Origin of the sequence: Legionella micdadei, from assembly GCF_000953635.1 — a bacterium.
GTDB lineage: Bacteria > Pseudomonadota > Gammaproteobacteria > Legionellales > Legionellaceae > Tatlockia > Tatlockia micdadei.
Map to the genome: position 1 here is coordinate 1,535,916 of NZ_LN614830.1, position 13,288 is coordinate 1,549,203.

Consider the following 13,288-nt stretch of genomic DNA (forward strand, 5'->3'; position numbering starts at 1 on the left):
TCAAAACTCATGTGCAAGAATACAATTAGCGAAATATTAATTGCTGCTTCTTTTGTTCAGTTAAAATACTTCTTGTGGGACCTGAATGGAACTTGCTTCCCTATGACGATAAGATAAACTTAAAAAATCTAAACATAAAAGGATGATAAAATGATTATACGCACTGTCAATCCTGCTAATGAAGCGGTTTTAAGCGAATATACTTTGCTGGAAGAGAACCAAATGTCTTCCTTGATTGAGGCGGGTCATTTAACCTTTTGTGTTTGGCGAAAAACGCCTTTCTCTCAACGCAAGCAATTAATGTTAAATTTAGCAAAGTTGCTCGAGAAGAAAAAAGTGGATTTGGCCACTTTAATGGCTAACGAAATGGGTAAACCGATTTCGTTAGGTCAAGCGGAAATCGAAAAATGCGTTTGGCTATGTGAACATTACGCTGAGAACGCAGAAGGTTATTTACAACCGAGAACTATCAAAACTGAAATGAAGAAAACAATGGTCTGCTATCAACCTCTTGGTATTGTGTTTGCAATCATGCCCTGGAATTTTCCATTTTGGCAGGTATTTCGTTTCGCTGTCCCCACAATCATGGCAGGAAACGCTGCAATCTTAAAACATGCCCCCATCTCCACAGGGACCGGCAACAAGATAGCCGATTTGTTCCTGGAAGCTGGATTTCCTGAGCATTTATTTCAGCATTTTATTTTAAGCAATGAGTTGGCCGCTAAAGCCATTGCAAATGACAAGATTATTGCAGTTACCTTGACAGGTAGTGAAAGGGCAGGTTCAACTGTGGCCTCGAATGCGGCAAGCCATTTAAAGAAGGCGGTTCTTGAGTTAGGTGGAAATGATCCTTATTTGATTCTTGCTGATGCTGATTTAGATCTTGCTGCAAAGTGTATTGTTAGATCTCGGCTCAATAATTGCGGCCAGGTTTGTATTGCTGCAAAACGGATTATTGCAGTGGAACCTATTCGGGATGCGTTAATTGAAAAAATTAAATCCCTCGTTTGTGATTACAAAATGGGTGATCCTTTAGACGCCAATACGAACTTAGGACCGATGGCTAGCGAAACTTTGCGCAATGCTCTTCACGAACAAGTACAAAAAAGCATAAAACTTGGTGCCAAACTCATTTTTGGCGGCCAAATACCGCATCGCAAAGGATTTTATTACCCTCCTACTTTATTAGTTGACGTGCACAAAGGAATGCCTGCTTTTGATGATGAACTTTTTGGACCTGTCATCGCTGTCATTTCTGCAGATGACGAAGCAGAGGCGATACAATTAGCAAATCAAAGTCGTTATGGATTAGGAGCTGCTATTTTCACCCGTGATGAAAAACGTGGTGAATATATTGCACAACATGAAATTGAAGCGGGTTCCTGTTTTGTAAATGCCCTTGTTGCTTCTGATCCTCGTGTTCCTTTTGGAGGAATTAAACGCTCCGGTTTCGGCAGAGAGCTGTCGAGAGAGGGAATTTTAGAATTTGTAAACACTAAAACGGTTGCAATACAATAAATGATAATGCAGACTTCAAATGCTCAATTTATTTTCATTTCTGCTCGTCAACAAATGCTGCATTGCTTTGAAAATGATAAGCCTTGCAAGTCCTATCCAATCTCAACTGGAAAAAATGGCTTAGGTGAGCGATACGGGAGCGAGTGTACGCCTCGTGGATGGCATCGTATCTATTCAAAGATTGGATTAAATGCCGCTGTGAATAGTGTATTTATTTCGCGTAAATGGACTGGAGAAATCTATTCCCCTGAATTGGCTGCACAACATCCGGGGCGGGATTGGATTTTATCGCGTATTTTGCAGTTGGACGGTTTAGAGGAAGGGCGAAATAAAGGAGGGGATGTAGACAGTTTACGACGCTGTATCTACATACATGGAACTCCTGACACTACGGATTTGGGCAAACCAGGATCGCGTGGTTGTATACGCATGCGGAATTCCGATTTAATTGAATTAGTAAATTGGGTAGCTCTAGATACAAAAATCTGTATCGAATAACTTTCTCTTTGTTCTACCGAGAGAAAAATTGGGTTATTTAAAGTCAAAAAATAAAATATAAAATTGGCGGTGTAAGTTGCTTCACGTCAGTATATAATGCGCGGCAATTTATTTCCGTTGCCTAAAAGAGGTGAGTTGAATGTCTTATAAGTTTGAAGAAGGCAAAGATCTAATTATTGATGCGGTAGTTGATAAGCTACAGCAAAAAATGGGTGGTGGACAAGCACCATTTTGCATTGAATTTGTTCGTCAATTTTACGGTACTGTCGCGTTAGAAGACTTACGAGAATGGGATATTGATGATCTTTATGGTGCGATAATTAATTTTTGGTCACTTATTCAACATCGCGCGCCAAACGAAACTAAAATCCGTATTTATAATCCTGATTTTGAAAGGCACGGTTGGCAAACGACTCATACTGTGGTTGAGATTATTACCGATGACATGCCATTCTTGGTTGACTCTTTAAGAATGGTCATCAATCGCTTAGGTTTAGTGTCCCATCTTATAATGCATATGGGCAATTTGCGCGTTAGGCGTGGAAAAAACAATGAAATTATTGAAGTTTTGCCGCGTAATGGTGAAAGCCAGCACAAGGATATTATTGTTGAAGCTGCAATCTTCATTGAAATAGATCGACAAACGGATGCCTCTGTACTTGAGGATCTGCATCGCAATTTTGAGCGTGTCTTAGAGGACAATCGGGCTGTGGTGAGTGATTGGATGCCCATGAGGGAAAAAGTAAGGGCAGCCATTGCTGAACTTGAAGCCGTTTCCTCGGTGCTGGAACCCAATGAAGCTTCAGAAACAATCGCTTTTTTAAAGTGGATTGAAGATCATCATTTTACTTTTCTTGGGATGCGCGAGTATGAACTCATTCGTAAAGGACAAGAAACTATTCTGCAACCTTTGCCTGAAACGGGTTTAGGTGTATTGCGCCAGAGCATGAGCAAATCTAGTGCACGCAGTATTTCTGCGATGACACCAGAAGCGAGAGAGCTCACTCTATCAAGTCGTGTGCTAGTCATGTCAAAAACCAATACTGAGGCCACTGTACATCGTCGCGCCTACACCGACTATATTGGGATAAAGCGGTTTAATAAGAAAGGCCAAGTGATTGGTGAGCTGCGCATTATTGGTTTATATACTTCTGCAGCTTATAACACAAGCCCAAGGCATATCCCCTTTTTGCGGCATAAAGTCGCACTCATTATGAAAAATTCCAATTTGAACCCACGGGGACATGCAGGCAAAGTACTGCTCAATATACTTGAAACCCTGCCTCGCGATGATTTAATCCAAGCCTCTGAAGATGAGCTGCTCGAAATCGCAATGGGTATTTTTTACATGCAGGAGCGTCGGCGAATCCGTATGTTCGCCCGGACAGACGTGTATCGCCGTTTTGTGTCTTGCCTTGTTTATGTACCTAAAGACCGTTGGAATACTGAATTAAGATTGGCCATGGAAAAGATATTGAAAGAGAGTTTCAATTCTCAAGAAATCAATTTCTCGACGTGGTTCTCTGAATCAGTCCTGGCGCGGATCCATTTTATCATAAGAACTAACCCCCATGATGAAACTCAATGGAACTTTAAAGAAATCGAGCAAAAACTGATTGAAGTCGGCCGCACTTGGACAGATGATTTTCAACATTACTTATTTGATACCTTTGGTGAAGAGAAAGCTAATCGCCTTTTTGCGCGTTATAAGGGTGCTTTCCCAGTGGCCTACACGGCTATTTTTTCCCCTCGGACAGCAGTTTCAGATATTAAGCATGTAGAGACTTTATCCGATAGTAATCCGCTGGTGATGAATTTTTATAAACCTTTGGATGAACCTGAGGAGAATTTCCGTCTGAAGATTTATCAGCATGACGATACGCTCGCTTTATCTGAAGTCCTGCCCATTCTAGAACGGCTTGGCATGAAAGCAATCAGTGAAAGGCCTTACGTTTTAGATTACGAGGACGGAAGAAAAACGTGGATTAATGATTTTGCCTTACAGTATACCCATAAAAACGATTTTGACATCGACCATATAAAAGATTTGTTTCAAAATGCGTTTGCCAGTGTCTGGTTTGGCCAAGCTGAGAATGATGGGTTTAACCAGCTGGTCCTTGCAGCAAGTTTAGATTGGCGTCAAGTGTCTGTTTTACGTACTTATGCAAAATATTTTAAACAGATAGGGTTTACTTTCAGCCAAGAATATATTGAAGCGGCATTAATCAATAATGCGCATATTGCTTATAAATTGGTTCAATTGTTTGAAATACGATTTAATCCGACAATTAAAGCAAATAGAGACGTTGATTTTACCAGCTTGGTTAATGAAATTTTTGTTGATCTTGATGAGGTGGCGAACCTTGATGAAGACAAAATTATAAGACTCTACATTCAAGCAATTTCGTCAACTATCCGGACAAACTACTACCAAGTTGATAAACACGGTGAGCCCAAAAAATACATTTCTATTAAATTAAGCAGCAAAGACATTCCAGGGGTTCCTAAACCTTATCCCATGTTCGAAATTTTTGTCTATTCACCAAAATTTGAGGCTGTCCATCTACGTCGAGGAAAAGTAGCGCGCGGGGGATTGCGTTGGTCAGATCGTAAAGAGGACTTTCGAACAGAAATCTTAGGTTTGATGAAGGCTCAGCAAGTAAAAAATGCAGTTATTGTTCCAAGCGGTGCGAAAGGCGGTTTTGTGCCTAAACATTTACCAGTGAATGGTACGCGTGAAGAAATATTGGCGGAGGGAATCAGCTGCTACCAATTATTTATTCGCGGTTTGCTCGATATTACCGATAATCTTAAAAACGGTGGGGTTGTCAAACCAGAAAATGTTGTTTGCTATGATGAGGATGATCCTTATCTTGTCGTTGCTGCGGATAAAGGAACTGCAACTTTTTCAGACATCGCTAACGCAATTTCTGCTGAGTATAGTTTCTGGCTGGGTGATGCTTTTGCATCAGGTGGTTCAGTAGGTTATGACCATAAAAAAATGGGTATAACGGCCAAAGGGGCTTGGGAATCAGTAAAACGCCATTTCTACGAGATGGGCAGAGATCCCCAAACAAGCGATTTCACCGTTGTTGGCATCGGCGATATGGCTGGAGATGTGTTTGGTAATGGAATGTTATTGTCCAGACACATTAAATTACTTGCTGCTTTTAACCATATTCATATTTTTATCGATCCTAATCCAGATCCTGAAATTAGTTTTAAAGAGCGCGAACGATTGTTTAATTTGCCACGCTCAAATTGGACTGACTACGATAAGAAACTCATTTCTAAAGGGGGTGGCGTATTTAACCGTAACGCTAAATCCATTAGTGTTAGCAAGGAAATGAAAGAAGTCTTTGGGATCAAACAATCTGCTATCGAGCCTAATGAATTGATCCGTGTGATCCTTAAGGCTAAAGTTGATTTATTGTGGAGTGCAGGTATTGGAACTTTTGTTAAGGCGCAGTCAGAATCCCATGTTGATGTTGGCGATAGGTCTAATGATTCAATTCGAATTAATGCCAAACATCTTCGATGTAAAGTAGTCGGGGAGGGAGGTAATCTTGGATTAACCCAGCTGGCCCGCGTGGAATATGCGCTCAATGGCGGGCTTATTTTTACTGATTTCATTGATAATTCTGCTGGGGTTAACTGTTCAGACAAAGAAGTGAATATCAAAATTCTCCTCAACAGCATTGTTGCTTCAGGTGATTTGACAGAAAAACAACGAAATGAACTATTGGGCGAAATGACTGATGAGGTTGCTAAACTCGTATTACGTGATAATTTCAGCCAGCCTCGTGCAATCAGTGTTGCAGCAGCCCAGGCGCCACGTTTGATTGAATTGCATGCTCGTTATATTAATGAGCTAGAACGTACAGGAAAACTGGATAGAAGCTTGGAGTTTTTGCCTGACGACAAAGCCCTGCTAGACCGGAAATTACAAGGCCAAGGGTTAAGTCGTCCGAGTATTTCAGTTTTATTGTGTTACAGTAAAACAATTTTGAAAGAAGAAATCTTAAATTCAAACGTTCCTGAGGATCCTTTCTTCAAAGAGATTTTAACGAGTTCTTTCCCATCGCAATTGGCTGGACGCTATGAAAAGCAAATGCAAAAACACCCTCTTAAGCGGGAAATTATTGCGACAAGGTTAAGCAATATCATCATTAATGAAATGGGTTTTACTTTTATTTATCGTCAACAAGACGAAACGGGCGCTCCGATTTCAGCGATTGTGCGGGCTTACATGATTGCCAGATCTGTGCTTGGCTTAGAGACTATCTGGAAAGATATTGATGCACTTGGTACGACGATCACTGCTGAAAAACAAGTCGAATTGACGATGCTTTATTTGCGTTTACTCAGGCGAGTGACTCGATGGTTTTTACGCAGCCAATGCATGCACCTGGATATCACTAAAGCGGTTAAACTCTATTCGCCCGGTATGCGTGAATTGAAGAAAGCTTTGCCAGAGAAATTTAGCGGAGGTAATAGGGCGCAATACGATCATCATTATAATCAATACCTGGAATTGGGAATTCCCCCTCATTTGGCTCATGAACTGGCGATAACACGGGCCCTATTCTCAGCAATGGATATTATTGAGGTATCGCACCAAGTTAATATGGAAGTCGGTAAGGTCGCTGAAATTTATTTTGATATTGGCGAACTTCTGGATATCACGTGGATACGCTCACAAATTATTGCGCACCCTACGGAAAATCATTGGGAATCTTTATCCAGAGAAGCTTTACGAGACGACCTAGATTGGCAACAAAGACAGCTGACCGCGGGTATCATCGGCTTTGATGAAAAGAAAAAGGATTTCAAAAAAGCATTCGAAACTTGGTCAGAAAGACATAAAACACTAATCGAAAGATGGCGTCAAATTCTCTCTGATTTGCGGGCAAGCACCACGCTTAACTATACCATGTTTTTCGTCACTACCCGTGAACTGCTTGATTTGACGCAAACGACAGTAAAGGTGTCGGAAAAGGAAATGGTAGCTTGAGTTTTTGATGTCAGTTAATGTGACCCAACCTACACAATGATCTGTAGGTTGGGGGCGCCAAACCAACATTATGCTCAGAGTGGCAAGTATTGCTGAAACACATGTAAAATGCAGCTTTTGTAAGGAATAGTAATGGACGGACAAATAAGTTATCCGGATGGATTCAAATATCTCCACTGGCTTATTGCTGTAATTGTGATAGGTATGCTCAGTGTTAGCTATTTTCTTGAGGATCTCCCTGAGCGATATGTTGGTTTTGCGTTCATGCTTCATAAATCCTTTGGCATTACTGTACTCTTTCTAATGGTTATTAGAGTTGTGTGGATATGGCGTAATGGAAAACCGCCTCTACCTGATTCAATGCCCATCTGGGAAAAAATCCTTTCCAATTCGGTTCACTATGCTTTGTATTTTTTCGTTATTTTAATGCCCTTATGCGGTTGGATTATGTCGGTCGCTGCTAACAAGCCTCCTTATTTTTTTAATTTATTTCATCTAACCTTACCTGGGATAGAGCCCAATAAAGAGTTAGCCCATCTAATGAAAGAAACTCATAACACCATCGCGTGGATTATCATAGCGTTACTTTCTTTACACATAGCCGGTGCACTGAAGCATTTTTTTATCGATAAAGATAACGTGCTGCAGCGTATGTTACCCAGAACTAAGCGAAAGGTTTAAGAACCACTGTTTTACTATGCGATTCGATAAGCACTTCATTGGGATATTCATGAAGAATACTTATTGCCACTAAATGGCGTCTTTCTGCAAGTGGACAGAGATCGATGAGTTCACCGATCTCTGTATCACTGTTAGGAAGAAATACTTTCTTTCCCGGTATTAAAGATTCATCTGTTTCGATGACAAACAATGCTAACCCATGCTTTAGTTTGGCTCGATAATGTGTACGGGCGACAATTTCTTGTCCTTTATAACAGCCTTTATCAAAACTTAGTTGTCCCGATAGGTGCAAATCAATTCGGTGGGGTAAGAATAAGCCTCTTGTTTCAGGATAAATTTCAATATGCTTATGACGTAATTGCAGCTGATGCCATGCAAGCGAGCCACGAATTTGTTGTCTATCAATAAATGGCAGAGCGAATGCAGCTGCCTCTTCTCTAGTAACCAAAATAATATAGAGTTGGTTGCCTAGGGAGTAACAACAGTGTTCTGCAGTAGTGCCAAGGCTAAGACGAGTTTCAGGTAGGGTGATATTCTCAGGTAATAAATCATGCGCATTAGCCAAATAAAAGCCGTAAATCTGATAGGAGGTTGTCTGCTCTAGCTGAACACGACTGAGCATTGCGGCTTTGTTGAGTGAAGATTGTGTTGTACTCAACAAATCGTTAGCCAAAATTAACTGTAAACCATGCCAGCTAACGACATCAAACAATGCCAATACACGTCCTTTCAGATTACACATTGCTCCTTGCTGTATCATCTTATCCGTCACTTTGCGTACGTCACAACTCACCTGTCCTTGCAAAAATTCTACAGCTCGTTCACCAAGGACACTTAGTGATCCAAGATAAGAAAGATCGAACAGGTAATTTTTATTTCTTTCAAAATTCAACTCACTGGCTAATGAGGTAAAAACACTCAACGGCCTGTTATTAATAAAATATTCGGAAAAGTTCATTCTGTAGCCGGTTTAAGATTGCGAATGTTGTGAAGTTTAGTGTAACATCGCCCAGTCTGGCAATTAGGTAAATCAATGAGCGATTCATTAAAAAAAGCAAAACTCTTATGGCATTGTCGACGTGGTATGCTCGAGTTAGATTTAATACTAATACCGTTTTTAGAGCGCCATTTCGATAGTATGAGCTTATCACAGATGACTGCTTTCGAAAGATTACTTGAGTGCACAGATCCAGAGTTATTTAGTTGGTTAATGGGGCACGATGACCCCACGGACAAGGAATTCGTTGATATTGTTGAATTTATCAGAATGCAACATAACGTTAGGTAGGTCAGTTTATTATCTTAAGCTCGCCTTATTGATTTACCTAAGTGCGCTAATGCTTTTATTCTACTCATCTTGCATCCCTTTTTTAAAAGTTGCAACCACGTTTTTGCTATTGCTCCAATTCGTTCGTATTTTTAATAATCCGCAGCCTAATCCGAACTATTTAATGCTAAGTTATAGGGAACATTGGGTACTTCTCGATAAATTCCATCAGGAACAGGCTTATGAGAAGGGAAGAGTAGTAATTAACACAGGACTTTTTTTTCTCTTTGAATTAATTGACAAGAGAAAAAAGAAATTGATCGTTATTTTCCGAGATCAAATTGATGAACATTCCTACCGATTATTAGCGATCATAGAAAAAATTCAACCTAATATTCAAGGCCAAGCTAATAAGAATTAAAGCCGTATTATCCCAAAACCCGCAAGGGAATGATTGCCTAATTTTGGTAATCACGGGTTCGTTCGCTCTACTTGCCGTGTGTTATGCCCGAAATTCCAGAGAAGATCCTATAAACTCAAGGCCATGCGTTTTGTTGTTACAGGTCATTCTTTCACCGACTATAGTAGCTTGTGTCTCATTAGGCACCCCATGACCACATAATGGGGAAATTTAGATGCGTTTACCCTGTCAAACCTAGCATTTTGAAGTATCTTGGGTATAGAATGCACGAATCATGACAAACCATAGTCCTTTATGTTGGAAAGTGATCGTCTAGTCAGTGCTAATTCGGCAGCTTCAGAGGAAGCATTGGATCGAGCCATCCGTCCTTTTAGTCTTGACGAATACATCGGACAGGATGAAGTACGGTCACAGATGCGTATTTTTATTGACGCTGCAAAAAATCGAAATGATGCGCTTGATCATGTACTTATTTTTGGACCTCCTGGCCTAGGCAAAACCACGCTTGCCAACATCATCGCCCATGAAATGGGGGTTAGCTTAAGGCAAACTTCTGGGCCTGTGTTAGAGAGAGCAGGGGATATCGCTGCACTTTTAACAAATTTGCAAGAGAACGATGTGTTGTTCATTGATGAAATTCACCGTTTAAGTCCTATTATTGAAGAAGTACTCTATCCCGCCATGGAAGATTACAAGCTCGATATCATGATCGGCGAAGGGCCTGCTGCTCGTTCAATTAAATTGGAATTGCCCCCATTTACGTTAATTGGAGCGACAACACGGGCAGGTTTGCTCACTTCTCCTTTGCGTGATCGCTTTGGTATCGTCCAGCGCCTTGAGTTTTATTCGGTAGAAGCTTTGACCTATATTGTATCTCGATCTGCCCGACTGCTCGGTGTAACCGCTGAAATTGAAGGTGCACGAGAAATTGCTAGGCGCTCCCGCGGCACACCCAGAATTGCTAACCGCTTGTTACGCAGGGTGCGCGATTATGCAGAAGTAAAAGGGAAGGGGATTATTACCTTAGACATTGCTGGTAAAGCCCTTGAAATGTTAAATATTGACCAACATGGCTTTGACATGATGGATAGAAAATTACTTCAAGCGATCATCGAGCGTTTCTCTGGAGGCCCCGTTGGTATTGACAGTATGGCTGCAGCGATCGGTGAAGAAAAAGGAACTATAGAAGATGTGCTTGAGCCCTTTCTAATCCAGCAAGGTTTTTTGATAAGAACGCCAAGGGGTAGGATTGCCTCTAAATTAGCTTATCAACATTTTGGTTTAACTGTAGCTGAAGAAGATAATTAATGGACAATATGGATTGTCATCATTTTAATATTAGGGTTTATGCAGAAGATACCGATATGATGGGAATTGTGTATCATGCAAATTACCTCTGCTTTTTTGAGCGGGCCAGAACTGAAATGATTCGTAATTCTGGCTTGTCTTTAACCATGCTTGCAACGTATGATTGCCATTTTGCGATAAACGAGGTTCTCCTTCGTTATAAGAACCCTGCTTATCTAGACGATTTATTAAGAATTACGACAAAAATAAGCCATAAAAAATCATGCAGTCTTGTATTTGATCAGGCCATGCATAATCAGGATAATAAGCTTATTTGCGAAGCGCAAATCAAAGCAGTATGCGTAAATAATGAGATGAGACCTAAGCGCTTACCTGAGGATTTATTTAAGTTAAAGTAAAAGCTTGATTTTGCGTTCAGGCTAAAAAGAAAAATGATTGTTGGAGGAAAAAGAACGTGGCAAACCATGCAAGTGTACTTGGCTATTTTATGCAGGCAGGCCTAGTCGTTAAGACTGTGATGATGATTTTGCTGATTGCATCCATCATTTCATGGACTCTTATTTTGCAAAGAGCGTGGTATTTCAAACGTAAGAAACAACAATGTGAAGGGTTTGTAAGACGGTTTTGGGATAGCAGTGATTTGAGTAAATTGTATGCTGATATCGACAGTAACATCGACGATCGGCAAGGGCTGGCAGCGATTTTCCATGCTGGATTTAAAGAATATGTGCGTTCCCGTAAGCTTGGGCATGTATCAATTGAACCTATCCAGCGTGTCATGCAAATTAGCCATGCGAAAGAAGCCATGCAACTGGAACAACATTTACCATTCTTTGCTTCCGTTGGCTCCATTGCCCCGTATGTCGGTTTGTTTGGTACAGTATGGGGGATCATGACTTCTTTCCAAGCATTAGGACAAGCTCAACAAGCAACGATCGCGATGGTAGCTCCAGGTATTTCAGAAGCCTTAGTGGCGACAGCACTAGGATTGTTTACTGCAATTCCCGCAGTTATTGCTTACAACCGTTATAGTACTCGTGCATCGGGTTTGCTTGAGCGCTATGATTTATTTCAGGATGAATTAGTCTCACTTATTGAGCAGCAAACGGCTGCGCCAATGAGAGGATAGATCATGCTAAGAAAAAAGAAAGCGAGTACCCGCCCAATCGCTGAAATCAATGTGGTTCCCTATATTGATGTCATGCTGGTATTGCTTGTTATTTTTATGATCACGGCGCCTATGCTAACTCAGGGGGTTACGGTGGATTTGCCGAAAGCAGCTAGTGAAACATTAAAATCAACCGACAGAGAACCGATTATTGTTTCTGTTAATCAACAGGGTGACTATTTTCTTAATATCCATAGTGACCCTGCTAGCCCAATTGCACCGCAAGCGCTGAAAATTCGAGTAGCGGCTGAGTTGGAGTTAGCCCGGCAATCTAAGCAGACATTGAATGTTCTGGTTAAAGGTGACCAAGGGGTACCTTATGGTAAAGTTGTGATGGCAATGGGTTTATTAAAACAGGCAGGAGCTGAACAGGTTGGTTTAATAACGGATTCATCTGAGGTGGGGCAGGAGAATCGGGGGTGATTGTGGATCAAAGTTATCGCAAGTCGTTTATTGCGGCCGTTTTATTTCATCTTTTTTTGGGCCTAGCGTTATTAATTGACACAACGACCAATCAACGTCCGGTGCTGACGCCCGAGGCAAAAAATGAGCCCAGCCAAGCGTTGCCTGTTGAATCTGCTCGTCCGAAAGATGAAGTTGTCAAGGCAGTGAGTGTCGAGAATCGGGAAGTGATGGAAACGGTGCAACGTTTAAAACAAGAACGCACCAAGCAATTGAAGGCGGAACAGGAAAGACAACAAGCCTTGCTTAAGCAAGCTGAGATGGCACGTAAAGCCCGCTTACAGGAGCAACAACGCTTAGCGAAACTAAAAGAGGAAGCTGAGAAAATTGCTATTGCCCGGAAAAAACAAATTGAAGAAGAGAAGCGTCGTTTAAAGCAGTTGGCTGAGCAGAAAGCACAGGAAGCTAAGCGTATTGAAGAGTTAAAAGCCAAGCAGCAACAATTAAAGAAACAACAAGAAGAAGCTGAAAAACTGGCCGTATTAAAACAAAAACAAGCTGAAGAAAAAGCAAAGCTTGATAAGCTTACGGAAGAAAAAGCGAAGGAAGAACTTGCACGCGCTGAAAAAGCCAAAGCAGAGGCTGAACAAAAACGTCAAGCTGCTTTACAACAGCAAGCTGCTGCAGACGCAGCAAAAAAAGCACATCTCGCAGGCGAAGTCGATAAATATAAGGCTATGATTGTTAATGCGATAAGTCGTCAATGGATTTTGCCAGAAAATGTCGATAGCAGTTTGTCAAGTCAATTCAGAATTCGGCTCGCACCGGATGGTGCAGTGTTGGAAGTGAGTTTAATACGAAGCAGTGGTGATTCGGTTTTAGATCGCTCCGCCCAAACTGCTATTTATAAAGCATCACCGCTTCCAGTGCCCAGTGATCCAGACACTTTTAATTTATTTCGTGATATTAGTTTAACCGTACGACCAGAAAATGTTAGGGGGTAAACGTGTT

Annotated in this window: 12 protein-coding genes; 11 read left to right on the forward strand and 1 reads right to left on the reverse strand. The window is 41.1% G+C overall.

Annotated elements, in window-relative coordinates; genetic code table 11:
• The first annotated feature begins 150 nt into the window (after window positions 1-150).
• From LMI_RS06810 to LMI_RS06825, 4 genes are all read left to right on the forward strand, one after another.
• The gene (locus tag LMI_RS06810) at window positions 151-1,518 is read left to right on the forward strand and encodes an NAD-dependent succinate-semialdehyde dehydrogenase (protein ID WP_045099118.1); all 1,368 of its coding nucleotides are present in this window, start codon (window positions 151-153) and stop codon (window positions 1,516-1,518) included.
• A gap of 6 nt (window positions 1,519-1,524) precedes the next feature.
• A complete protein-coding gene (locus LMI_RS06815) occupies window positions 1,525-2,016 on the forward strand; it encodes a L,D-transpeptidase (protein WP_102010580.1) in 492 nt (163 codons plus the stop codon).
• A 139-nt stretch (window positions 2,017-2,155) separates the two neighbouring features.
• On the forward strand, window positions 2,156-7,030 hold the full coding sequence (locus LMI_RS06820; RefSeq protein WP_045099120.1) for an NAD-glutamate dehydrogenase: 4,875 nt from the start codon (window positions 2,156-2,158) through the stop codon (window positions 7,028-7,030).
• 132 nt (window positions 7,031-7,162) lie between these two features.
• Complete coding sequence (locus tag LMI_RS06825; protein WP_045099121.1) at window positions 7,163-7,711, forward strand: cytochrome b; 549 nt, start codon at window positions 7,163-7,165, stop codon at window positions 7,709-7,711.
• Here LMI_RS06825 and ygfZ read toward each other — a convergent pair.
• Complete coding sequence (ygfZ, locus tag LMI_RS06830) at window positions 7,695-8,669, reverse strand: CAF17-like 4Fe-4S cluster assembly/insertion protein YgfZ (RefSeq protein ID WP_045099122.1); 975 nt, start codon at window positions 8,667-8,669, stop codon at window positions 7,695-7,697. The genes LMI_RS06825 and ygfZ overlap by 17 nt on opposite strands.
• 75 nt (window positions 8,670-8,744) lie before the next feature.
• On the opposite strand from ygfZ, the gene LMI_RS06835 reads away from it, so the two are divergent.
• The 7 genes from LMI_RS06835 (at window position 8,745) to tolA (ending at window position 13,281) form a co-directional block, all read left to right on the forward strand.
• Window positions 8,745-8,999 (forward strand): FAD assembly factor SdhE, encoded by a 255-nt coding sequence (locus tag LMI_RS06835; protein WP_045099123.1) that lies wholly within the window; start codon window positions 8,745-8,747, stop codon window positions 8,997-8,999.
• Entirely contained in the window at window positions 8,932-9,399 is a 468-nt protein-coding gene (locus tag LMI_RS06840) for a protein YgfX (RefSeq protein ID WP_349267103.1), read from the forward strand. The genes LMI_RS06835 and LMI_RS06840 overlap by 68 nt, the downstream gene beginning before the upstream one ends.
• Window positions 9,400-9,693: 294 nt before the next feature.
• Window positions 9,694-10,707, forward strand: coding sequence for a Holliday junction branch migration DNA helicase RuvB (ruvB, locus tag LMI_RS06845; RefSeq protein WP_045099125.1), 1,014 nt, complete (start codon window positions 9,694-9,696; stop codon window positions 10,705-10,707).
• Complete coding sequence (ybgC, locus tag LMI_RS06850; protein ID WP_045099126.1) at window positions 10,707-11,105, forward strand: tol-pal system-associated acyl-CoA thioesterase; 399 nt, start codon at window positions 10,707-10,709, stop codon at window positions 11,103-11,105. Before ruvB ends, ybgC begins: the two co-directional genes overlap by 1 nt.
• A 56-nt stretch (window positions 11,106-11,161) precedes the next feature.
• Entirely contained in the window at window positions 11,162-11,836 is a 675-nt protein-coding gene (gene tolQ / locus LMI_RS06855; protein WP_045099127.1) for a protein TolQ, read from the forward strand.
• Window positions 11,837-11,839: 3 nt separating this feature from the next.
• Complete coding sequence (gene tolR / locus LMI_RS06860; RefSeq protein WP_045099128.1) at window positions 11,840-12,298, forward strand: protein TolR; 459 nt, start codon at window positions 11,840-11,842, stop codon at window positions 12,296-12,298.
• Window positions 12,295-13,281: a cell envelope integrity protein TolA gene (gene tolA / locus LMI_RS06865; protein WP_045099129.1), complete on the forward strand. Its 987-nt coding sequence runs from the start codon at window positions 12,295-12,297 to the stop codon at window positions 13,279-13,281. Before tolR ends, tolA begins: the two co-directional genes overlap by 4 nt.
• The last annotated feature ends 7 nt before the right edge of the window (window positions 13,282-13,288 follow it).

Bases quoted from the DNA above. Each gene is read 5' to 3' on its own strand.
- LMI_RS06810 (WP_045099118.1), top strand. From the start codon at position 151: ATGATTATACGCACTGTCAATCCTGCTAATGAAGCGGTTTTAAGCGAA.
- tolR (WP_045099128.1), top strand. From the start codon at position 11,840: ATGCTAAGAAAAAAGAAAGCGAGTACCCGCCCAATCGCTGAAATCAAT.
- LMI_RS06835 (WP_045099123.1), top strand. From the start codon at position 8,745: ATGAGCGATTCATTAAAAAAAGCAAAACTCTTATGGCATTGTCGACGT.
- LMI_RS06840 (WP_349267103.1), top strand. From the start codon at position 8,932: ATGACCCCACGGACAAGGAATTCGTTGATATTGTTGAATTTATCAGAA.
- ygfZ (WP_045099122.1), bottom strand. From the start codon at position 8,669: ATGAACTTTTCCGAATATTTTATTAATAACAGGCCGTTGAGTGTTTTT.
- ybgC (WP_045099126.1), top strand. From the start codon at position 10,707: ATGGACAATATGGATTGTCATCATTTTAATATTAGGGTTTATGCAGAA.
- ruvB (WP_045099125.1), top strand. From the start codon at position 9,694: ATGTTGGAAAGTGATCGTCTAGTCAGTGCTAATTCGGCAGCTTCAGAG.
- LMI_RS06825 (WP_045099121.1), top strand. From the start codon at position 7,163: ATGGACGGACAAATAAGTTATCCGGATGGATTCAAATATCTCCACTGG.
- LMI_RS06820 (WP_045099120.1), top strand. From the start codon at position 2,156: ATGTCTTATAAGTTTGAAGAAGGCAAAGATCTAATTATTGATGCGGTA.
- LMI_RS06815 (WP_102010580.1), top strand. From the start codon at position 1,525: ATGCAGACTTCAAATGCTCAATTTATTTTCATTTCTGCTCGTCAACAA.